Consider the following 22286-nt stretch of genomic DNA (forward strand, 5'->3'; position numbering starts at 1 on the left):
TAGGAACCTCCATCGTCGGGAGATCTCGACGTCTATCTGCGGACCGACGCGCCCGGCCGACCTACACCCTCATCTGGGAAGAGCCACTTATCCGCGAACCAGGGCAGAGACCCCGAAAGCATCTAGCGCTGAGGACGTTCCCAAATACAACGCGCATAATTCGATGCCGAAAGCTGAATAGTCCATGGCTTCAGCTGTGTTTAGTGTGACAGTTGCGTTTCTTTCTTTTACTGCCGTTTTAGCCCAGTCACTGTAACGGCTTTCGTCAGTTGCACGGCCCGGTTCTTCGGGTGCCAGCCCTGCCACTTTCCTCCATATCGAACTGCACCCTGCTTATTGCCGGTGTGGAACCACTTGATGCTCTTCCACTTCCCGGACAGAGAGCCAGTTCCTTTGAACCCGTAGTAATTAGAGCCCCTCATACAGAAATATCCGCTCGCCGCCGAACACCCAGGGCCGACAATTGATATCTTGTGGGCCGAGATTGTGGTTTCCAGTTTTGCTGCGACGATCTTCCCGTTGTCAGGATCGACCACTACAGTTGCCGGAGCTCCCGACTCGTCAATCTCTTTGACCTTGTCAGGGTCGGTGGTCGCACCGGGTACAAGCTCCAGCGGGTCTGCTTCGGCACCGTCTTTCAGTAGCGAATCAACTCGAGCGTCTTCATCTGCAGGCGAAGACTCTACCGGCTGGATGTCTTCACTCAACACTGCCGATGCTGGTCCCGCGGCGAACGTTGAACCGGCGACCAGGGCAAGCCCACCAACAATTGAGACAAGCTTCTTCATAATTATCCGTTCTATCCAGTGTGGCCGGAGTCCAATCATCGTATTCGACTCGACCCATCTATGTTCGTTCCCTATCTGCGTGTCTGAAGTATTGACACTTGGGGCATAGTCAGCTCTGCAGCTGGCCTTGATCCCCTTTTTGTTTAGTCTTCCGAATCTGGCTCGCTACCAGTCTTCCCACCAGCATTCCCACTACAATCCCGACCCATCCGATTACGACCGTCGCTGAGTTGAACTGTACTCTGCCCAGCGGGATAACCATGTACTGGACAAGTTCGACAGCAAGCGACAGTAACGCCGCAATGGAAGCGGCCCCGACAATGTGGCGGAACCGAAGGAACAGTCCACTAGCTACCCCTAATGGCGCAAAAAGCAGCAGGTTCATCGACTGCCAATTGACCGAGAATAGCGCCCCTGGGGCCGGGAACGACCAGGCCCAGACTCGGGTCGTCGTCAAACCATCGTTCAATCCCGGCGCGTGCCCTGACGGTGTCACTGTCGCAGCGATCACAACGGACACGCTCGCCATCCAGAAGAACACGATTACTGGATGCTCTCGAAGCCGTCGGCCAACAGGCTTTGCGATTACTGCTGCAACGATCGCACCAACTGCCGCGACCGGAAGTGCGTAGGGCAGTGCAGTTAGATATCTAAGCATTTACAGTCCTGTACAGAACGTCGTTCTCGTGTAGTAGTTCTTGCCCGAAATCGTGTCTTTCATCAGAGCACGAGCGCATGGCCGTTTGCTGCTCAACGACGCAGAGCCCGAGAACGTCGCTGTCTTTGTTTGCTTCGACTTCATCTTGTAGGTTCCGGACCACGACACCGGGCCTTGAGCTCCGCCCTTCTTGTTGACCGCCTGGAATCCGAACTTAACCGAAACCCCCGAACCTTTCGTCTTCTTGTACGTGACTTTGGCCTTCGAGACACGGTTGCCATTGGAGTAGACCTGGGCGTTGAGAGAGCCGTTCTGCACGTCGTTATATCCCGCGTTATACCAGGTGTAGCTTGCTGCTTCCGCGTTGGTTGAAACCCCCCAGCGTCAGGGCCGCTGCCGCTACCCCTGCAATGAGCATCTTCTTCACATGATTCCTCTCTGCTGGAACTCCGGTAGTCCTCAGCCGGTATAGAGGTTATGTTCATACTCGGCCTCCGCACATCCCCCAAAAAGACGAAATTGCACAAGAAATGTTGATCTACTGCGCTGGACTTGCACGCACGGCTGTGTGAAAGAGCCCTCACCGTCCAGCCAAACGTCCACTCGACCTGCCGGAACCGGCCCCTTCGTCCCGAGTTCGCGACACGTTTGGCCGCCCGTCCTCACCTGCACCTAAGCCATGGAATCGTGACTCGGCTCACGCCACCATGGGGCCATGACCATTGACGTTCCCACCACAGGCCGCTCACTGCCCCAGCTGCAGCCGATCAGCTTCATCGGCGCAGATGGCCGGCTCACCGACACTCCGACCGAAGGGCTGCGGATCCCCAGCGATGCCGCCCTCACCGGTCTCTACCGGCAGATGGTCCTCGTCCGCCGGTTCGAAGCGCAGGTCACGCATCTGACCCGGCAGGGTCGACTTGCAACCTACCCCTCCGCGGCAGGACAGGAAGCCGCCGAGGTGGGGGCCACCACCGCGCTGGCCCCGAACGACTGGCTCTTCCCCACCTACCGCGACTCGGCAGCGCTGCTGACCCGCGGAGTGCCCGTCGCCGAGATCCTCGCCGCCTTCCGCGGGGACTGGCACTGCGGTTTCGACCCGTGTGAGTATCACGCCTCACCTGCGGCGACACCGCTGGCAACGCAGACTCTGCATGCCACCGGATTCGCGATGGCCGCGAAGCTCAAAGGCGAGGATGCAGCGACTCTGACCTTCCTCGGCGACGGCGCCAGCAGCGAAGGCGACACCCACGAGGCCTTCAACTTCGCCTCCGTGTGGCAGACCCCGACGGTCTTCGTGCTGCAGAACAACCAGTACGCGATCTCCACTCCCCTGCGGGAGCAGACGAACGCGACGATGCTCGCCGATCGCGCCGCCGGATACGGAATGCCGGGCCTGCGCGTCGACGGCAATGATGTCGCTGCCGTGTTCGCCGCCGTCGCCGCGGCACTCGAGCGCGGTCGGAACGGGGACGGTCCGACCCTCATCGAGTGCCTCACCTACCGGATGGAGTCGCACACGAACTCCGACGATCCGACGAAGTACCGCGACTCCGAAGAGGTCGAGCACTGGAAGCAGTTCGATCCCATCGACCGTCTCGAGAAGTATCTGCGAACGACCGGTGCCCTCGACGATTCGACGGTCGCAGAGGTCGCCGAGGCGGCTGAGACCCTGGCCGCGTCCGTGCGCGATGCGATGAACCAAGAGGCCGAGGTCGACCCGCGCGAACTCTTCGCCCACGTCTATGCGACCCCGCGCACGGCCCTTGCCGAACAGCAGCAGGTCCTCGAAGCCGAACTCGCCGCGGCAGGCCACGCATGAGCGTCGAAACAGGCACCGACCCGACGTCCGATCCGACCGCGGTGAACGACGAAACAGCACCGGCCGCCTCGGCGAGCACCGAACCGGCGACAATGGCCGCACCGTCATCGGTGACGATGACGAAGGCCCTCAACCAGGCGCTGCGCGATTCTCTGGCCGACGACGACACTGTGCTCGTCTTCGGTGAGGATGTCGGCCGCCTCGGCGGGGTCTTCCGCGTCACCGAAGGACTGAGGGCCGAATTCGGGTCGAACCGGGTCTGGGATTCCCCGCTTGCGGAGTCGGGCATCATCGGCACCGCAATCGGCATGGCGATGAACGGCATGCGCCCGGTGGTCGAGATGCAGTTCGACGCCTACGCCTACCCCGCGTTCGAGCAGATCGTGTCCCATGTGGCGAAGATGCGGAACCGGACGAAAGGCCGGGTCAGCCTGCCGATCACGATCCGGATTCCCTATGCCGGCGACATCGGCGGAGTCGAACACCACTCGGACTCGTCCGAGGCCTATTGGACGTCGACGCCGGGTCTGACCGTCGTCACGCCGTCGAATCCGGCCGATGCGTATTCGCTGCTGCGCGAGTCGATCGCCTCCGATGATCCGGTCGTGTTCATGGAGCCGAAGTCGCGGTACTGGATGAAGGAGACCCTGTCTCTGCCGGTGACGACGGCGCCGATGAATCGGGCCCAGGTCATCCGCGAGGGCACCGACGTCACCCTGCTCGCCTATGGTCCGACGGTGCGGACGGCGCTCGATTCCGCCGAGGCCGGGGCCGAGCACGGACTGTCCATCGAGGTCATCGACCTGCGCACGCTGTCGCCGTTCGATGATGAGACGGTGTCCGAGTCCGTGCGCAAGACCTCGCGCGCGGCGATCATCCACGAGGCCGCGCAGTTCGGCGGATACGGCGCCGAGGTGGCCGCCCGCCTCACCGAGCGCAACTTCACCCACCTGTCGGCCCCGATCCTGAGGGTCGCTGGATTCGATGTGCCGTATCCGTCGCCGAAGCTTGAGGAGTTCTATTTGCCCACCGTCGAACGCGTGCTCGATGCGCTCGAGTCCTGGGATTGGGAGCTGTGATGAGTGCTGATCTGAATACGGGCACGCGCGAGTTCATCCTTCCCGACCTCGGCGAAGGCCTCACCGAGGCGGAGCTGATCTCCTGGAAGGTCGAGATCGGGGACGAGGTCCACGTCGATCAGATGGTCGTCGAGGTCGAGTCCGCGAAGTCCGTCGTCGAACTCCCCTGCCCGTACGCCGGGCGGATCGTCAGCCTTCACGCGAACGCCGGGGACACCGTCAGCGCAGGTCAGCCCTTGCTCTCCGTCGCCGAGGCGAGCGCCGAGGCGAGCGCTGAGGCAGGCGCTGAGGCAGGCGCTGAGGCGGGCGCGGGCGCCGGGCCTGTGGACGGCGGCGAAACTGGTGCCGGCGAATCGAGCGGCGCGAACCTCATCGGCTACGGTACATCGGAGCCGAAGACCCGGTCGACGAAGAAGCGCTCGTTCGGCGGCAAGCACACGGCCGGGCCTGGTGCGGCCGAATTTGGTGCGGCATCCACTCCGAGCCCGGCTGAAGCGCCCGCTGTTCCGACCGTCGCCCCGGACGCCCCATCGCAGCCGCCGGCAGAGACGTCGACCTCCACCGATGAGTCATCGACGGAGGCAAGCGAGCGCGTCTCCCCCGTCTCTTCCCCACTTGTGCGCAAGCTCGCGAAGGACCACGGCATCAGCGCCAAACACATGCCCGGCACGGGTCCGGGTGGGGTCGTGACCAGGGCCGATGTCCTCGCCGCGATCGAGTCGGGCACGGCTGCGAACGTCGAAGCGGCGAGCGCTCACGTCCCCGCGGGGACGTCACCAACCGGCGAACCTCAGTCGACCACGCAACGCAGCGCCACCTCGGTGGGGGCACCTTCGCCTGTCGGGCGGGCCGACCGCGATACCCGCACCCCGATCACGGGGCTGCGGAAGGTCGTGTCCGAACGTCTCACGAAGTCGCGGCAGGAGATCCCCGAGGCGACGATCTGGCTCGATGTCGACGCCACCGAGCTGCTGGGCACGAAGCGCGCGCTCGAGGCGCGCACGGGTGAGAAGTATTCGCTGCTGTCCCTCGTCGCCCGCTTCGTCGTGGCCGGGTTGAAGAAGTACCCGATCATCAATTCTTCGATCGACACGGCCGCCGGCGAGATCGTCACCCACGGCGACATCAACCTCGGCTTGGCCGCGCAGACCCCGCGCGGGCTCATGGTTCCCGTTGTCCACGGGGCCGGCGAGATGAGTCTGAGGCAGATGCGCGACTCCGTGTCCGAGACCGTCGGGAAGGCCGCCTCGGGCAAGTTCGATCCGTCCGAGCTCTCCGGCGGCACGTTCACGCTGAACAACTACGGGGTGTTCGGCGTCGACGGTTCGGCCCCGATCATCAATCTCCCCGAGGTGGCCATGCTCGGTCTCGGTCGGATCAAGGACCGCCCGTGGGTTGTCGACGGCGAGCTCACGGTACGCAAAGTGATGTACCTGTCGTTCGTCTTCGACCACCGGGCGTGCGACGGTCAGGAGCCGAGCGAGTTCCTCACCTTCGTCGCCGACTGCATCGAGAACCCGATCTCGCTGCTGCCCGAGCTCTGACGAGCGCTCTCGATCAACTCGAAGCTCGAAAAAGTCGTCACCCGCGACGACTTTTTCGAGTTTCGCGTTGACTGAGCGGGGACGAACTCAGGCACCGAGCGGCGCCGCTGCTCTTCCGATGTCGAGACGCGGCCAGTCCGCGAGATCCGCCAACATCTGCCGGTCGTGGGTGACGACGATGAGCGCCGCCGTGGCGGTCCCGAAGGACTCCGTGAGTTCGTCGACCAGCGAGGCGGACAGATGATTCGTCGGTTCATCGAGGATGAGCACGTCGGGTTCGACCGCCAGACACATCGCCAGCTGGAGTCTGCGCTGCTGACCCTGCGAAAGTCGGTGAACCGGTGTTGTCGAGTCATCCGCCGAGAGCAGCCCGAGGTCCTGCAGGGTAAGGTCGCCGGACAGCGACGACCGTAGTGCATAGTCCTCGAACACACGGGCGGCGGTGTCGGCGGCGTTCCATTCGGGCACCTCCTGACTGAGCAGCTCGACCCGTGCCTGCGGATGTCTGTGCACCTCTCCGGAACTCGGATCGAGACGGCCGGTGAGGATGTCGAGAAGCGTCGACTTGCCGGTGCCGTTCGCGCCGGTGATGAGCAGGCGGTCGCCGGGAGCGATGCTCAGAGACACCGTCTGCCTCATCCGCCCTTCAACGGTGACCGATTCCGCTGCCAGCGGTGAGCCGCCTTCCGCTTCCCACCGCTCGTCATCGGATTCCGATACGTCCGGCCACTGCAGACGCAGAGGCGGTTCGGGCACTTCCACGGCGTGCCGTTCGAGGTCTTCGACGCGACGGTTGAAGGCCTGCACGACGCCGGCGGTCCTCGTCGCGCGAGTGTGCTTGCCGGTTCCCTTCGGCGGACGCCACCCCGTGCTCAATCGGGATCGGGCGTCATCGGCGGCTTCGGACAGTCGGGCGTGCTCGGCCACCTCGGCGAGGTAGTCCTGCTCCCAGTTCTCACGGTCCCGACGTTTCCCCGCCACCCATCCGCGGTAGCCGCCGGAGTAGTTCCGGGGGCGTCCGTCGCGACTCCGGTCGAGATCGAGGAATTCGTCGGCAACATCGTGAAGCAGCGCCCTGTCATGGCTGACCAGGGCGAATCCGCCGTGTCGGGTGCGCAGTCGCTCGGTGAGGAACGCCAGTGACTGGGCGTCGAGGTGGTTCGTCGGTTCGTCGAGCAACAGGATGTCGGTACTCGAGCCGAGGACGACGGCCAGACGCACTCGATAGCGCTGGCCGACCGAGAGGCTCGCGAGGCTCCGCGTCCGGTCCGAGCACGCGGAGAGTCCCGCCAGTGCCGTGTCGATGCGCCGCTCGCCGCCCCATGCGTCGAGGCGGGTCGCCAGGTCGAGGGCCTGCGTGAAGGCTTCGTCTGCTCCGGGCTCGTCCCGCGCCATTGCCTCGCCGGCGGCGTCGAGAGCGGCCAGCGCGGCCTTCTCCTGGCGCAGGGACTCATTGATGAGATCGCCGACCGTGCGGTTGTCGTCGGCGTCGAGCGCCTGCTCGAGCAGGGTGACGGTACCTGATCGCCGCAGCTCTCCCTGATCGGGTGGAAGGGTACCGGCGAGGACATGCAGCAGGGTCGTCTTTCCGCTGCCGTTCTCACCGACGACGGCCAGTCGCGAACCGGCGGAGACCGTCAAGTAGAGACCGGTGAGGATCTCGCGGTCGCCGCGCATGATGTGAATGTTCTCGGCGCGGATGTGTGCGGAAGATCCTGCGGGCAGGTCGAGTTCGGGGGATGAAGATGTTGATTTCGGCATCGTGGTCTTTCAGCTCGTCGTGGAGCCGGACAGCATGAAACCACCGTCCGGCGAGGGCCAGGACGGCGCACGAGAGTGATGTGAAGGGTCCCGCCGCCGTCAGCGGCGGCTACGGAGCCTTCTGGAGGGCATACCGAATTCATGGCACCAATTCTAACAGCGGGATATTTCTGTATTAGTCCCGGGGACAGCGAGCCACTGGCGGAGTCGTCCCAAACGACAGGGCGAGCGGTGTGGTCGAAGTTCCAGCCATTCCAGGTCCAGACGATCAGGCCGAGCGCGGCTCCGGATGGATCTCAACCCGCAGGTTCAGCGCCTTGGTCACTTGCAGGACTGTTGACCAAGTCGGATTTCCATCCTCCGACAACGCCCTGTAGAGGCCGTCGCGGCTCATGCCGACTCGGCGAGCCAGGTCGCTCATATTTCCTGATCGAGCGATGATCCCGAGCGCCGCCGGAAGGGCACCCGGGTCATCCGCGGCATCTTCAAGGGCCGTCTCCAGCAAGATCGCGGCATCATCGGCAGTGGCAATGTGATCAGCGGCGTCGAAGATCGGATACTTCACGTCGTCAGTCATGTCCACCCTCCTTCCTCTGGTCCAGCTTCCAAGTATCAGCAAGCTTCTTCGCAGCGGCTATGTCCTTACCCTGCGTCGACTTGTCACCACCGCAGAGCAGCACGATCAGCTCAGACCCGCTCTGAAGGAAATAGATCCTGTAACCGGGACCGGAATTGATCTTGAGTTCAGACAACCCGTTTCCGATCGGTGCCACCTGGCCAGGATTCCCGTGCGCAAGCCGATCCAGTCGAAGCAGAATGCGGACACGAGCTTTCTCATCCTTGAGGCCCTTGAGCCAACGATCAAATGTTCGGGTAGTTCGAACAACAGCCACGTGTCGATTATATCTGACACTTTTGCGCTGCACCAGGGTCCGCATTGTCAGCTGACTGCTCGGTCATCTCCGTCAGCATAGCTCTCCGATTCCACACTTCGGACGGCCATTTCATCTGTGATTCATGGCACTAACCTTGCCGAGGCTGCCGACCGGCTGCCGGTGTCGAGTGAAAGAAGGTCGCTCATGTCGCAATGTGACGATTCGGCCCCAACGTCAGGGCCACCTCGGCGGCGGTATTCGCTGGTCCTCCTCATCGTTCCCGTCATTCTCTACGTCCTCACCCCGGTCGTGGCGAACTCGGTCGAGCCGCGTGTCGCCGGATTGCCGTTCATCCTCGCCTATACGATCGCGGTCACGATCCTCACCTGGCTCTTCGTGTGGATGACCGCTCGCGGCGACCGGTACTACCGGCACGATCTGCCCGAGCACATCCCCTCCGATGTCGCATTCGGTGAGGACCACGAGATCGAAGAGGCCGCGAAATGAGCACCCCCGCGATCATCGCCTGCATCATCTTCGGCCTCGCAATGCTCGCGACCATCGGCATCGGCATCTGGTCCGGCCGCGGCCGGGAGAGGTCGCTGGACGAATGGTCGGTGTCCGGGCGGGGGCTCGGCTTCGTCTTCATCCTGCTGCTCATGGCAGGCGAAACGTATACGAGCTTTTCGTTCCTCGGCACGGCCGGTTGGTCCTACTCCTACGGTGTGCCGATCCTCTACCTCATCGGGTACCTGAGCATCGGTCTCGTCGTCGCCTACCTCGTCGGCCCTCTGTTCTGGACCTATGCCGCCCGGCACAAGCTCGTCAGTCTCTCCGACATCGTCGAACACCGGTTCCGCTCGCGTGGGTTGGCGATCCTCGTGGCTGTCCTCGCGACGATCTTCATCGTCCCCTACATCCAGCTGCAGATTCAGGGCATGGGTGCAGTCGTCAACGCCATGAGCTACGGCGCGATCGACCTCAAGGTCGCCGCCATCGTCTCCTTCATCGTTGCCGAGGCGTTCATCCTCTTCTCCGGACTGCGCGGTTCCGCCTGGGTCAGCGTCCTCAAGGACGGACTGGTCATCCTCGCTGTTGCGTTCCTCGCGATCTACGTACCGCTGCACTATTTCGACGGCCTGGCTCCTCTGCTTGACCGCGTCGTGAGTGAGAAATCTCAGTGGCTGACCTTCCCCGGTGCAGGCGATGGCATCTACGGGGGTGCATGGTTCATCTCGACGATCATCCTCAACGGGATCACGATCACCGTGTTCCCCACGTCGATCGCCGGCTACCTGTCGGGCACCTCGGCGAATGCTCTGCGACGCAACTCGATCATTCTGCCCTGGTATCAGCTGCTGCTCCTCGTGCCGATGATGGTCGGGGTGGCTGCACTCTTCGTCGTCCCTGCCCTCAAAGACGCCGACCTGGCTCTGTTCTCCGTGGTCATCGACTCACTGCCAGCACCTCTGGTCGCACTCATCGGTGTCGCCGGTGCCCTGTCGGCCATCGTCCCGATGAGCGTGTACATGCTCTCAATCGGGTCGATGTGGGGACGCACCGTCCTCGGTGGTGGGCTGTCTGGCCCGAAGAACTCCGCGTCGATGACTGCCGAACAGGCGTCGGCTCGGGGTCTGCGGCAGAAGACGCTGTCACAGTGGGTATGCCTCATCGTCGGCGTGATTGCGCTGGTGATGAGCCTGCTCATGCCCGATGCCCTCGTCGAGCTCTCGGTGCTCAGCTATGAGGGTCTCGCGCAGGTTGTTCCCGCCGCTCTGCTCGCCCTCTACTGGCCGCGGATGAGCAAGCAGGCAGCTGCCGCCGGTCTCATCGTCGGTTCGGTGACCATGGTGGCCCTGCACTACACCGGACACGATCCGCTGCTGGGTATCAACGGCGGCCTGTGGGCGGTCGCGGCCAACCTCATCGTCGTCGTCATCGTCACCCTGGCCAAGCCGGACCCACGCTGGGTCCCGGCCGCCGAGCGGGCGAAGGTGGCCGCCTGAGGACGTGACCAAGTCAAACCATCCACCGCCGAGGTGGGCCCTCAGTTGGGGTCCACCTCGGCGAGGGTGATCGTCACACGGTTTCAGTCAGTGCCGACTTCAGTCAGTGCCGGTTCCTGCTGCTTCTTCGCCGACCGTGAGTGCCGGACGTGCTGCACCAGCGTGAACAGCACCGCAATGGCGAGCACGGCGTAGATTCCAATTGTCAGCGGACTGCCCACGAGCACGGCCGCATCGCCGTCAGCGACTGCCAGCGCGCGCCGCAGCTCGGTCTCGGCAAGGGGTCCGAGGATGACGCCGATGAGCAGTGGCGCAACGGGGATCGCGTAACGACGCATGAGCAGACCGAGGAATCCCAGGACGATGAGGATGATCAGATCGACCAGCGACGCCGAGATGGCATAGGCGCCGAACATGGCGATGACCGTGATTCCCGCGTAGAGATAGTGCTGTGGAACGCGGAGCAGTCGGGCCCAGGCCGGGGCTGCCAGCAGGTTGATCACGAGAAGGACGACGAGGCCGATGAAGAGTGAGGCCAACAGAGTCCAGACAAGATCACCTGAACGCTCGAACAGCAGCGGTCCTGGCTGCAGACCGTACTGCTGAAATGCCGCGAGCATGATGGCCGCGGTGGCAGAGACCGGCAGGCCAAGTGCCAGCATCGTGCCCATTGCCGTTCCAGCGGTGGCATTGCCAGCAGCCTCAGGTGCCGCCAGCCCCTTGATCGAGCCGACGGTGCCGAACTCCTTGTCACCGCGCATGGCGGCCAGGCGCTTCTCCGTGCCATAGGCCAGGAAGGTGGGAACCTCGGCTCCGCCGGCCGGGATGAGCCCGAACGGGGCCCCGAACGCGGCACCGCGCAGCCATGCCGGCAGTGCGGCACGGAAATCCTTGCGGCTCAGTCGAGCGATTCCCTCCGATGAAACCTTGAGCGATTCCGGATCCCGGTGGATCCGCGAGGCCACATGGAAGACCTCGCCGAGGGCGAGCAGCCCGATGGTGATGACGACGATGTTGATGCCGTCGAAGAGCTGCGGAACATCGAAGGTGAAACGCGATGTTCCCGACGGTCCGTCGATGCCGACGAATGCCAGTGAGACACCGATGCCCAGCGATGCCAGGCCGCGAACCACAGACTCCGATACGACAGAGCTCACCGCGATGAACGCGAAGACAGCCAGGGCGAAGTATTCGGCGGGCCCGAACATGGTCGCCAGTTTGACCAGGTAGGGCGAGAAGAACACAACGATCGTCGTCGAGATCAGACCACCGATGAACGCTCCGATCGCGGCAGTGGCCAGGGCCGCCGCCGCACGACCGCTCTTGGCCATGCGGTGACCTTCGAAGGTCGAGGCGATCGCTGAGGACTGTCCCGGAGTATTCAGCAGGATTCCTGCGGTGGAGTCACCGAACAGACCGCCGAAGTAGACCCCGGCGAACATGATGAACGCCGCCGTCGGGTCGAGTGAGAAGGTGATCGGCAGGAGGAGGGCGACCGCCATCGACGATCCCAGTCCCGGGAGCACACCGACTGCTGTGCCCAAGACGGCACCGATGAAGACGAAGAGCAGATTCGCGGGCGTGAGCGCGGCGCCGAACCCGTCCAGAAGAAGATGCAGCTGTTCCATCACAGACCTCCGATGAATCCGACAGGCAATGGCAGGCCCAGCAGACCGCCGAACAGCAGCTGAACCGTCGAGGACAGGAACACCGCAACCCAGATGTCCATGATCGGGTGCACAGAGCCCAAGGCGCGGGCGATCATCCAGAACAGGGCCGCTGCGGTCAGAATCCAGCCGAGGGGTTGGAGCAGAACGACGAATCCGATGCATGCCGCCACGACGATGCCGATGGTCTTCCAGTCACTGTGCATCCGCTTATCGGCAGGGTCTTCGCGGTCGCCCACCCGGTGCACCGAGTCTTCTGAATCCTCCATACGTCCTAAGTCGTGGAGCATGTCTGTGGAGAAGTTCGCGCGATCGGGCACACCGGAGGACTCATCGGGTTCGGGCCGTCGATACACGTCGACAGCGAGCACCAGAGCATTCGCGATGAGGAGCACTCCGAGTATCCTGGGCACGAATTCGGGTCCGGGAACCGAGTCACCGAGGATGTCCATGGTCAGCGACCCCACTATCAGGGTGATGCCGATGGCCAGGAGAATGCCGACGATGACGAACTCGCTGCGGCGCCAGAAGAAGGTGGTCGCGGCGGGCTTTGAGTCCGTCGCCTTGCCTGTGGTCTTAGTCTTCGTACTCATCACATTCCCAGTTCGTCGACGGTGCGTTCGGCGGTTTCGGTCTCGTCTGCGATGAAGCGGTCGAGTTCATCACCGACCATGTACGAGTCCGTCCAGCTGTTTCGCTTCAATGTCTCTTTCCATGCCTTGCTCGAATGGAGTTCGTCGATGATTTCAAGGTATTCGGCCTTGGCCTCGGCCGAGATTCCGGGAGCAGCCACGAAACCGCGCCAGTTCGCCATCGACACATCGGCGCCCAACTCCTTGAAGGTCGGCACATCGACTCCCGGGACTCTCTCATCTGAGGAGATCGCGATGGCGCGAAGGGTGCCGGCGTCGATCTGGTCGGCAACCTCGTTGTAGCCGGAGACTCCCACAGTCGTCGAGTGCGACAGCAGTGAGTTGAGCGCTTCGCCGCCCCCGGAGTAGGCGATGTAATTGACCTGCGCCGGATCGATGCCGACTTCCTTCGCCAACATGCCTGAGAGCAGATGGTCGATCGATCCCAGGGATCCGCCCGAGATGGAGAGTCCGTGCGGATCCTTCTTCCACTGGGCGATGAAGTCATCGAGTGTCTCAATGTCCGAATCAGCGGGAACGACCAAAGCGGAGAAGTCGTCGGCCATCCTGGCGATCGGTGTGACATCGCTGAGGTCGTACTCACTGTCATTGAGCGCGATCGCACCGACCATCACTCCGCCGCTGGTCATCAGCGTGTCATCGCTGCCCTCCTGCTGGACGAACTGGCTCAGTCCGATCGTTCCGCCGGCACCGGGGATGTTGACGACCTGAACATTGTTGACGATTCCATCGGAGCGCAGCACCTGCTGTGCCTCGCGGGTGAATCCGTCCCATCCTCCGCCAGTGGCTGCTGGAACGATCGCAGTGAGGTTGCTCCTCGCTGAGGCTTCACCTGCCGATGTCGCTGCACTGACGCCGGCCAACACAGTCACGACTGCAGCGACTGCGGCGAACCCTGTCTGTACCCATCGTGTCTTGATCATGTCGTAGGGAACCTCCTCGTTCCATTGCCGTTCGTTCGGGCGGCACCTGCAGCGCCATCCGAACTTGGTGTATACATTGAAGCGTAATTGAGTACACTCGTATACTGCAAGTACTTTTCATGAAGCGTCTGTATTTTCCTCAGACCACTGATACACATACAAGGAGGCTCGTTGTGAGCACGGAGAATCAGGAACTCGATGCTGAGGTGATCGTCGTCGGAGGGGGCAACGCCGGCTTCACCGCAGCACACGCTGCCCGCGAAAGAGGACGATCGGTCATACTTCTCGAGGCGGGGAGCGACGACAGTGCCGGCGGAAACAGCTTCTACACTGCCGGTGCCACCCGCATCGTCCACAACGGGATCGACGACCTGACCGACCTGGTGGAGGCCGATGACCGCCACTCCGTCAGTGAGGTCCCGCCCTATTCGAAGGACGAGTACATCGCCGACCTGGTCCGGGTCACCGAAGGACGAACCGACCTCGAGCTCGCCGACGTCCTCGCCGAGGAGTCTCACTCGACTCTCAGCTGGCTGAAGTCGCTGGGCCTGAAGTACCGCCTGATGTATGAGCGCCAGGCCTATGAGCGTCCCGACGGCTCCTACCTGTTCTGGGGCGGACTGCACGTGGGCAATGTCGACGGCGGCCAGGGCCTCATCGCCGACCACACCGCAGTCGCAAAGCGGATGGGCACCGACGTCCGATACGGTCATCGCGCCACGGAGCTGCTCGTCGAAGACGGTCAGGTGCGCGGAGTCAGCGCCGAGACCCCGGACGGGACGGTCACACTGCGCGCAGAATCCATCGTCCTCACCGCAGGCGGATTCGAAGCCAATGCCGAGATGCGCGCCGAGCACATGGGCGAGCGCTGGGCCAATGCCAAGGTCCGCGGCACTCCCCTCAACAAGGGAGACATGCTCCGCGCCGCACTCGATCTGGGAGCCGCACGCGGCGGGGACTGGTCGTCCTGCCACAGCGTCCAGTGGGACGCGTTCACCCCGAAGAACGAATCCAACCGGGAACTCACGAACCGTCTCACCCGGCAGTCCTACCACCTCGGCGTTCTTGTCAACAACGAGGGCCAGCGGTTCCTCGATGAGGGCGCGGACTTCCGCAACTACACCTATGCGAAGTACGGCAAGGTGATTCTCGAGCAGCCGGATTCCACCGCCTATCAGATCTTCGACCGCGATCTGCGCCCGATGCTGCGCAGCGAAGAGTACGAAATGCCAGAGATCTCTGAGGTCATCGCCGACACTCTGCCCGAGCTCGCAGAGAAGCTGAACATCGATCCGGCCGCGTTCAGCGCCACAATCGAGGAATTCAACGCAGGAGTTCTTCGCGACGTCGACTTCGACCCCACGATCAAGGACGGAAAGAGCTCTGACGTCACACCGGTCAAGAGCAACTGGGCAGCACCGATCGAGTCGGGTCCCTTCTACGCCTACCCGGTCACCTGCGGAATCACCTTCACCTTCGGTGGGCTGAAGTCCGACCTCGAGGGACGCGTGCTCAACGAATCGGGTCAGCCGATTCCCGGACTGATGGTGGCCGGCGAGATGCTCGGTGGCCTCTTCAGCCTCAACTATCCCGGCGGTTCCGGACTGGCCGCAGGCTGCGTCTTCGGTCGCCGCGCCGGTTCCATCGCCTGATCAGGATCGCACCGATCTCAGGGTGATGCGCCCGCCGGGTCGCTCTGGAACCAGTCGTTTGGTACGCCATGGCTTCTCGTTCTCGCACTGTCGAGGCAGGAGCCATGGCGTACTGTATACATAGTGCTCGAATGTGATACAAACCAGCCAGAAGGGACGTGCGGTCGTATGAAGAACTCCGCTGCCGCTCAACTGACAGATCGCGATTCGATCTTCGAAGCGGTCAGGATGGACATTCTTGACGGAACCATCCCACCGGGAACTCAGCTCAAGGAAGTTGCCCTTGCCGAGCGCTTCGGAGTCTCACGGACCCCTATCCGGGAAGTGCTGAGCCGACTGGAAGAAGCCAGCCTCGTCTCTCGTAAGGCGCGCGGCCTCGAGGTCGCTGCCATCGACACCGAGAAGATCGTCCAGGTCTATGACACACGGATCCTGCTGGAAGAGGAAGTGGCCGGACAGGCCGCCATGGAGCGCTCGATTCGCGACGTGTTCCAGCTGCAGGCACTGCTCGAACGAGACCGCACACTGGTCGACGCCAGTGACCGCACCTTGATTCGCAGCAATCTGGAATTCCACGCCGCGGTGTGGTCGGCTGCTCACAATCCCGTGCTCGAAGATCTGCTCAACAGGCTGACGACCCACCTCGTCCACGCACCGCAGTCCACTTTGTCCATCGGCAATCGCTGGGCAGAAGCGCTCGACGAGCACGAGGCTCTGATCGGCGCCATCGAGAACAGAGATTCCGGTCGGGCTCGCGAGATCGCCCGCGGCCATTTCACCACAGCGCGCTCAATCCGTCTCGATATGCTTCGCCAGATGGTGCTCGAGCAGCAGATCTCGGATCTGAACTAGATCGTCTAACGGCTCAGGCCGAATACACCGCGTCCCCACCGACATATGTCGCGCGCACGTCGATGTCCGCGATCCCGTGCGGGTCGATAGTCAGTGGGTTGTCGCCGAGGACGGTGAAGTCGGCGAGGTATCCCGGTGCCAGCCGACCCTTGTAGGACTCCTCCCCTGAGGCTTCGGCAGATCCGAGGGTGAAGATCGACAGCGCCTCGGCGGCCGTGACCTTCTGCGAGGCTCCGACAGTGATCCCGTCGTCGACGCCCGTGCGGGTGACCAGGGACTGCAGTCCGGACAGCGGCTGGTAGGGCCCGCACGGATAGTCCGAGGACCCGGCGACCGTGACACCGGCGTCGAGGAATGCCCGGTGGGCGAACATCCGCCCCATCCGCTCCTCGCCGTACCAGGAATTCAGCGCCCCGCCGTGATAGCCGGGGTAGCCGGCGAAGGGGACCGCGATGGCGCCGAGGCGGTGCATCCGCTTCAGAATGTCGTCGTCGATGAGGCTGCAATGTTCGATCCGGTGCCGCAGTCCCGGGCGCGGGATCCGGGCGGCAACGTCTTCGAGGGCGTCGAGGACGAGGCGGATCGCGGCGTCACCGTTGGCGTGGACGCCGACGCGGTTGCCGTCGGTATGGACACGTTCGACGTTGGCCCGCAGCTCCTCGGTCGAGGTGGTCTGCACGCCCTGGTAGTTCGGGTCGGTGAAGGGTTCGGAGAGCAGGCAGGTCCGCCCGCCGATGGCTCCGTCGAGGAATGCCTTGACGCCGATCAGCTTGAGCCGATCATCGCCGAATCCGCTGCCCACCCCGAGGTCGACGGCCTTGTCGTAGTGGTCGATGGACAGGAGCATGCCGATGCGCATGCTCAGATCGCCGGCATCGCGCACGGCCGAGAGAATCGAGATGTCCTGTGGACTGATGAGGGCGTCGCAGATCGACGTCAGTCCGGCGGCGTTCCACTGCGCGATGGTCCGTGCCGCTCCCAGCTGCAGGTCCTCAACCGTGTCGCCGGTAATGAACCGCTCCCCGCGGGCAGTGGCAGGCATCAGCACATTCATCAGCGCCCGTTCGATGAGCTTCCCGTTGAGCCGACCATCGGAATACCGGTCATAGCGCCCGCCGTCCGGGTCGGGCGAGGACTCCTCTATGCCCAACCACCGCAGTCCCGCGGAGTTGACCACACCCCAGTGTCCGGCGACATGGCTGACGACTACCGGGGTCTCCGGGGCGATCCGGTCGAGGTCATCGCGGAGGATGATCCCGGTCTTCTCATCGTCATAGCGGCTGCCCTTGACCCACACCCCCGCCGAGGTGGCGCTCACCTCGGCGGCGATCGTGTCCAGAAGTGCGGGGACCGTTCCCACTGCCGCGTGCGAGAGGTCGAGGTGGAGGGCATCGCCGGCGGTCATCGCCAGGTGGATGTGGGCGTCGTTGAGGCCGGGGATGATGGTCGAGTCACCGAAGTCGAGCACCTCGGCGCGGGGGAACCTGTCGCGCAGCTCTGACAGTGCGCCGGTGGCAGTGATCATCTCACCGGTGACGGCCAGTGCCTCGGGGTCTGGCTTGGGAGCCGACGCTGAACCTGCCTGTGCCGCGATCGCCTTCGCGCGCACGATCGTCGGTGTTCTCTCCTCCATGGGATGCTCCGTCTCTGCAGCTGGTGTGAGTTACCCACCATCGTGCCACCTCACAGCACCCAACACCGTGGACCAACGACCGCCGAGATTCCCGGACGAACGCCGCTCAGTCGTCCCAGTCGTCTCAGTCGTCGAGCAGGGCAGCAGCGTACATGGGGCGGGCGGCATCGGCGCTCGGCGGGTGGAACAGCCCGGCGGTCGCATCTCGGTAGAGGCGTGAGAGTTCGTGGCTGTTGTCGAAGCCGCTGCCTCCGGAGCACATGAGCGCTGTCTCGGCAGCGTGACGAGCCGCATCGGACGCCTTGATCCGTGCTCCCACCAGGCGCAGCGGCCAACCGGAACCATGGTCGACCAGGGCGTCGAAGTCCCTGGTGTAGGCATCGAGCATGGCGGGAACGGACAGGTAGTCGAGGTGCGCGTCGGCGAGGCGAGCGCGGGTCTCGGGCACCTCGGCGAAGGTGGTTCCGGCCTTCGCTGACTTGCGCTTATTCAGTCCTGCGGCCCCGAGTTCCAGAGCGCGAGCGGCCACACCGGCATAGACGGAGGCGATGAGCAGCTGGAAGTTGCTCGTGATCGCGAAGGTCAGCGGGTCGGGGTGCTTGCCGGCGGGGATGGTGCGTGAGACGCGTTCGGGGCGCATGGGGACCTTGTCGAGGATCGTCGCCCGCGACTGCGAGGCCCGCATGCCCATGACGTCCCAGTGTTCGGAGACCGTGATGCCCTGAGCGCTGCGTTCGATGAAGCCGTAGACCAGCTGTCCCTCGGCGGGTTCATCCGCATCGGGACCTGCGAAGCTCGCGTCATCATGTTCGATCGCCCCATGGACGATGAGTCGCGTCCACACGGGTGAGAGGGAGGTGAAGATCTTCACGCCGGTGAGCAGGTAGCCGCCGTCAGCGGTCGGTTCGGCCACCGTGTTCGAGCCCTGCATGACCCAGTCGTTGGAGGGTTCGGAGATGCCGAAGGCGAAGATCTCCCCGGCCATCGCCTCTTCGAACACCCAATTCAGGGAGGCGTCGCCGCGGTCGTTGAGTGCCTTGACGACGCCGGTGCACATGAGGTGCATGTTGATGGCCAGCGCGGTGGCAGGTGCCGCCGAGGCCAGGCGCTGCTGGAGTCGGGAGACCTCGTGCAGGCTCAGTCCTGGACCCCCGTAGGCGTCGGGGACGAACAGGGTGAGGTAGCCCAGGGATTTCAGTTCTTCGAGGTCTTCGTCGAAGAACCGGTTCTCCCGGTCGTAGACGCCGGCGCGTTCGCGGAAGCGCTCGAGCACCTCGGCGGGGAGGTATTTCTCGGCCAGTTCGCCGAGGTGGGTCTCGCGGTCCGTCATCATGTCTCCTCGTTCACGGGGTCGGGTTGTTTACCGGTTCAGGTTGCTCAGTGGGGCCTGCGCAGAATGATGGCGCCGTTGTGCCCGCCGAAGCCGAAGGAGGTCGACAGCACCGTATTGATCGAGTCCCCAGAGGTGCGCGCCTGACCTGCGACGATGTCCCAGCCGTCGAATTCCGGATCGCCGAGGTTGAGCGTCGGCGGCAGCCTCTGTTCCGCCATCGTGCGGATGGCGATGATGGCCTCGACGACTCCGGAGGCGCCGAGGAGGTGGCCAGTGGACGACTTCGTGGCGCTGATCGGAATCGAGTGCGCGGTCTCCCCGAGCGCGGATTCGAAGGCCTTGAGTTCGGCGGCATCTCCGGCAGGGGTGCCGGTGGCGTGGGCATTGATGTGGTCGATGTCGTCGGCCCCGAGGCCGGCATCAGCCAGGGCCTGGGTCACCGCCGAGGCGGCACCTCGCCCCTCGGGGTGCGGGTTCGTCGGATGGTGGGCGTCGCTGGCGGCGCCGAATCCCGCGAGCTCGGCGAGCACACTCGCCCCACGAGCAGCGGCACTCTCTTCGGATTCGAGGAGGATCGCCGCGGCGCCTTGGCTCATGACGAATCCGTTTCGGTCCTTGTCGAAGGGTCTGCTGGCATGGGTGGGATCGCCTTCGAAACCGGCGGCGAGGGCTCGCATGTTCGCATTCGAGGCCAGGTTGACCGGGTTGAGGCAGTCCTCCATTCCGACGACGAGGACCGCGTCGGCGTAGCCGTGGCGGATGCGTCGCATTCCTTCGCCGAGGCCGATCGCCCCGCTGGCGCAGGTGGCCGAGACTCCCTGTCCCGGTCCGCGGAAGTCGAAGCGCTGGCTCAGCAGTGCCGCGGCGGAGTCGGGTGCGCCGTGGATCGCCAATGTCAGGGGCACCGAGCGGGGTCCACCGTCGACGAGTGAGCGTGTGGCATTCTGCATGGAGTCGACAGGCCCGGAACCGGTGGCGGCGATGACAGCGACACGGGATCGGTCCCAGGGGAGCTCGTCAGCCTCATCGGTCTGCGCTCCCGCCGCGGCTCCCGACCGTGCAGTCCCTGCATCCGGCCGAGCGATCCCGGCCTGGGCGAGAGCTTGGCCGCCGGCGGCGATGGCCCAGTGCTGAACCGGGCTGAGTCGGCGGGCGAGCGCTCGGGGCAGCACCGCCTCGGCGTCGAAGTCCTTCACCTGGCCGCCGATGCGCACGGCCAAATCCGTGAACTCTTCGCCTTCGAGCACGCCGATCGCGCTGTGACCGTCGACGACGGATTTCCACAGGGAGTCGACGTCGTTGCCGCTGGGCGTGATTGCGCCCAAACCGGTGATGACGACGCGGCGGCTCGCCGTGCTCTGCACGTGCCGAGCCTCGGGTGTCGATGCGCTCACAGTCGCTGTCCCTGTCCGTCCATGATGAGGTCAACGGTCTCGGCGCGCCGAATCTTCCCGCCCACGGTTCTGGGCAGCTGTTCGAGCCGATAGATGCGACGCGGAACGAACTGGGGTGCCAGGTGAGTGCGCGCATGGTTGAACAGCGCAGCCTTGTTGATAATGGGTCGCGCTGTGCCGGCAACGGGCCCCGGTGTGCCGGGGCCGGTTTCGATCACGAGGACGATGATGCTGCCCAATGCGGGGTCGTCGAGGGCGATCGCGCAGACCTCGCCGAGGTTGTCGTAGGTCTCGAATGCCCGCTCGACCTCCGGCAGGGAGACCTTGTGCCCACCGGTGATCGCAATGTCCCCGGCCCGCCCGGCCAGCTGCAGCATCCCGTCCACCATGCGGCCCTGATCATCGACGCTGGCCCAGCCGTCCTGACCGCGCAGCACTGCGTCGGTGGTGCCGGTGACGTAGCCATAGGAGCAGGCCGCAGCCTGGATCCACAGGGTGCCGATTTCCCCCTCGGGGACCTCGCCGCCGGACTCGCTGCGGATCTGGGCGCCGATGCTCGGATAGATGGTGATCCAGGTGCCGTCACCATCGCGGCTGTCACCGATGAATCCGATCTCCGCGGCACCGTAATAGCTGATCAGGCGCGTGTTCGGAAGGATTTCGCCGAGGCGGTTGCGGATGCTCGCGGGCAGGTTGGCTCCGCCTGTGACGACGAGATCCAACTCGGTGAAACGTTCGGGGTCACGGCGGGCCGCCTCGGCGAGGGCACGGACGACTGCGGGGACGGCGACGACGCGGGTGATGGCCTCGGCGGCGATGCGTCTGCCCATCGTGATCGGGTCGAACTCGTCGGCAACGTGCACGCTGCCCCCGGTCGCGAGGCTCTCGATGACGGCGTAGAGCGTGAGGCTGTAGGACACCGGACCGGGTGCCAGGGTTGCGACGCCGGGCAGCGGTTCGAGGTGGGCCGAGGAGACTGCGACGTTGTCGCGGTACTGCTGGCGGGTCTTGATGAAGGCCTTTGGATTGCTCGTCGTCCCAGAGGAGAAAAGCATGAGGAAGGGCTCGGACGCATCGCGGACGGTGGGCGCAGGGGCGGGAGGTGCGGGCGCGAGAGGTGCAGTCACTTTCGCTGCGACGGCGGCTTCGCGGGCTCGGAAGTCGGCGAGACCGATGACTGTGCCGGTCCAGGTGGAGGCGGCGAGCGCCTCGGCGAGGGCGGTGGAGTCGCTGATGACGAGGCCGATTCCGGTGGCCCGGATGATGCCGAGCTGGTGGGCCATGGGCCAGCGCGGATCGATGGTCGCGGACACGGCGCGATAGCCGGCGAGGCCGGCGATGATGCGCGAGGTGTCGAACGCCGAGGTGGCACTGATCGCGGTGATGGGGATGCCCTCGGTCTCCGGCGCGGGAGTCGGCGGGACAGACTGCGCCCGATGCAGCTCATCGACGACGGCGAACATCGACCGGGAGTCCTCGAAGAGCTCAGCGTACGTCAGCGCCTCGCCGGAGCCGACGAGGGCAAGCTGCTCGGGGTGGCTGTCGGCGACATCGAGGATCGTCGAGGTAATCGGCACGTGCAGCCTCCAGTCTTCTGCGATCTGGCTGGATCCGGGGTCCTCGGTCAGCCGCCGGGATCGTCACCC

Annotated in this window: 19 protein-coding genes; 7 read left to right on the plus strand and 12 right to left on the minus strand. The window is 64.2% G+C overall.

Going from position 1 to position 22286, the window contains the following annotated elements:
• Positions 1 to 227: 227 nt before the first annotated feature.
• Both BAUR9175_RS01895 and BAUR9175_RS01905 read right to left on the minus strand, forming a co-directional pair.
• On the minus strand, positions 228 to 788 hold the full coding sequence (locus tag BAUR9175_RS01895) for a hypothetical protein (RefSeq protein ID WP_009883807.1): 561 nt from the start codon (positions 786 to 788) through the stop codon (positions 228 to 230).
• 658 nt (positions 789 to 1446) lie between these two features.
• Positions 1447 to 1764 (minus strand): hypothetical protein, encoded by a 318-nt coding sequence (locus BAUR9175_RS01905; RefSeq protein WP_069599165.1) that lies wholly within the window; start codon positions 1762 to 1764, stop codon positions 1447 to 1449.
• Between the two features lie 397 nt (positions 1765 to 2161).
• On the opposite strand from BAUR9175_RS01905, the gene pdhA reads away from it, so the two are divergent.
• The 3 genes from pdhA to BAUR9175_RS01920 are packed head-to-tail and all read left to right on the plus strand — an operon-like array spanning position 2162 to position 5891.
• The gene (gene pdhA / locus BAUR9175_RS01910; protein ID WP_096146230.1) at positions 2162 to 3268 is read left to right on the plus strand and encodes a pyruvate dehydrogenase (acetyl-transferring) E1 component subunit alpha; all 1107 of its coding nucleotides are present in this window, start codon (positions 2162 to 2164) and stop codon (positions 3266 to 3268) included.
• The gene (locus BAUR9175_RS01915) at positions 3265 to 4347 is read left to right on the plus strand and encodes an alpha-ketoacid dehydrogenase subunit beta (RefSeq protein ID WP_009884983.1); all 1083 of its coding nucleotides are present in this window, start codon (positions 3265 to 3267) and stop codon (positions 4345 to 4347) included. The genes pdhA and BAUR9175_RS01915 overlap by 4 nt, the downstream gene beginning before the upstream one ends.
• The gene (locus BAUR9175_RS01920; RefSeq protein WP_101582822.1) at positions 4347 to 5891 is read left to right on the plus strand and encodes a dihydrolipoamide acetyltransferase family protein; all 1545 of its coding nucleotides are present in this window, start codon (positions 4347 to 4349) and stop codon (positions 5889 to 5891) included. The genes BAUR9175_RS01915 and BAUR9175_RS01920 overlap by 1 nt, the downstream gene beginning before the upstream one ends.
• An 87-nt stretch (positions 5892 to 5978) precedes the next feature.
• Here the strand turns inward: BAUR9175_RS01920 and BAUR9175_RS01925 are convergent, their stop codons facing one another.
• The 3 genes from BAUR9175_RS01925 to BAUR9175_RS01935 form a co-directional block, all read right to left on the minus strand.
• Positions 5979 to 7652, minus strand: a complete 1674-nt coding sequence (locus BAUR9175_RS01925; RefSeq protein ID WP_096168371.1) for an ABC-F family ATP-binding cassette domain-containing protein — start codon at positions 7650 to 7652, stop codon at positions 5979 to 5981.
• Positions 7653 to 7920: 268 nt separating this feature from the next.
• Positions 7921 to 8229: an addiction module antidote protein gene (locus BAUR9175_RS01930; protein WP_009884979.1), complete on the minus strand. Its 309-nt coding sequence runs from the start codon at positions 8227 to 8229 to the stop codon at positions 7921 to 7923.
• Complete coding sequence (locus tag BAUR9175_RS01935) at positions 8222 to 8545, minus strand: type II toxin-antitoxin system RelE/ParE family toxin (RefSeq protein WP_009884978.1); 324 nt, start codon at positions 8543 to 8545, stop codon at positions 8222 to 8224. Before BAUR9175_RS01935 ends, BAUR9175_RS01930 begins: the two co-directional genes overlap by 8 nt.
• Before the next feature lie 186 nt (positions 8546 to 8731).
• Here BAUR9175_RS01935 and BAUR9175_RS01940 point away from each other — a divergent pair, with 186 nt between their 5' ends.
• Positions 8732 to 9034 carry a DUF3311 domain-containing protein gene (locus BAUR9175_RS01940; RefSeq protein ID WP_009884977.1) on the plus strand — a complete coding sequence of 101 codons (303 nt, stop codon included), beginning with the start codon at positions 8732 to 8734 and terminating at the stop codon, positions 9032 to 9034.
• Positions 9031 to 10533, plus strand: a complete 1503-nt coding sequence (locus BAUR9175_RS01945; RefSeq protein ID WP_101582825.1) for a sodium:solute symporter family protein — start codon at positions 9031 to 9033, stop codon at positions 10531 to 10533. The genes BAUR9175_RS01940 and BAUR9175_RS01945 overlap by 4 nt, the downstream gene beginning before the upstream one ends.
• 83 nt (positions 10534 to 10616) lie before the next feature.
• Here BAUR9175_RS01945 and BAUR9175_RS01950 read toward each other — a convergent pair whose 3' ends face one another.
• From BAUR9175_RS01950 to BAUR9175_RS01960, 3 genes are read right to left on the minus strand one after another with little or no spacing between them, the layout of a single operon-like run.
• A complete protein-coding gene (locus tag BAUR9175_RS01950) occupies positions 10617 to 12161 on the minus strand; it encodes a tripartite tricarboxylate transporter permease (RefSeq protein ID WP_096146226.1) in 1545 nt (514 codons plus the stop codon).
• Positions 12161 to 12793, minus strand: a complete 633-nt coding sequence (locus BAUR9175_RS01955) for a tripartite tricarboxylate transporter TctB family protein (protein ID WP_096146225.1) — start codon at positions 12791 to 12793, stop codon at positions 12161 to 12163. The genes BAUR9175_RS01950 and BAUR9175_RS01955 overlap by 1 nt, the downstream gene beginning before the upstream one ends.
• The gene (locus BAUR9175_RS01960) at positions 12793 to 13776 is read right to left on the minus strand and encodes a Bug family tripartite tricarboxylate transporter substrate binding protein (protein ID WP_096146224.1); all 984 of its coding nucleotides are present in this window, start codon (positions 13774 to 13776) and stop codon (positions 12793 to 12795) included. Before BAUR9175_RS01960 ends, BAUR9175_RS01955 begins: the two co-directional genes overlap by 1 nt.
• 173 nt (positions 13777 to 13949) lie before the next feature.
• On the opposite strand from BAUR9175_RS01960, the gene tcuA reads away from it, so the two are divergent.
• Positions 13950 to 15428 carry an FAD-dependent tricarballylate dehydrogenase TcuA gene (gene tcuA, locus BAUR9175_RS01965; protein ID WP_240513682.1) on the plus strand — a complete coding sequence of 493 codons (1479 nt, stop codon included), beginning with the start codon at positions 13950 to 13952 and terminating at the stop codon, positions 15426 to 15428.
• A 168-nt stretch (positions 15429 to 15596) separates the two neighbouring features.
• On the plus strand, positions 15597 to 16280 hold the full coding sequence (locus tag BAUR9175_RS01970; RefSeq protein ID WP_101582826.1) for a GntR family transcriptional regulator: 684 nt from the start codon (positions 15597 to 15599) through the stop codon (positions 16278 to 16280).
• Between the two features lie 13 nt (positions 16281 to 16293).
• Here the strand turns inward: BAUR9175_RS01970 and BAUR9175_RS01975 are convergent, their stop codons facing one another.
• The 4 genes from BAUR9175_RS01975 to BAUR9175_RS01990 form a co-directional block, all read right to left on the minus strand.
• A complete protein-coding gene (locus BAUR9175_RS01975) occupies positions 16294 to 17913 on the minus strand; it encodes an amidohydrolase (RefSeq protein WP_096146221.1) in 1620 nt (539 codons plus the stop codon).
• 124 nt (positions 17914 to 18037) lie between these two features.
• Positions 18038 to 19243 (minus strand): acyl-CoA dehydrogenase family protein, encoded by a 1206-nt coding sequence (locus BAUR9175_RS01980; protein ID WP_096146247.1) that lies wholly within the window; start codon positions 19241 to 19243, stop codon positions 18038 to 18040.
• A 47-nt stretch (positions 19244 to 19290) separates the two neighbouring features.
• Positions 19291 to 20640: a beta-ketoacyl-[acyl-carrier-protein] synthase family protein gene (locus BAUR9175_RS01985; RefSeq protein ID WP_240513680.1), complete on the minus strand. Its 1350-nt coding sequence runs from the start codon at positions 20638 to 20640 to the stop codon at positions 19291 to 19293.
• Positions 20637 to 22217: a class I adenylate-forming enzyme family protein gene (locus BAUR9175_RS01990; RefSeq protein WP_096146220.1), complete on the minus strand. Its 1581-nt coding sequence runs from the start codon at positions 22215 to 22217 to the stop codon at positions 20637 to 20639. Before BAUR9175_RS01990 ends, BAUR9175_RS01985 begins: the two co-directional genes overlap by 4 nt.
• Positions 22218 to 22286 lie beyond the last annotated feature (69 nt).

It is taken from the genome of Brevibacterium aurantiacum (assembly GCF_900169065.1).
In the GTDB taxonomy this organism is placed as follows: Bacteria; Actinomycetota; Actinomycetes; order Actinomycetales; family Brevibacteriaceae; genus Brevibacterium; species Brevibacterium aurantiacum.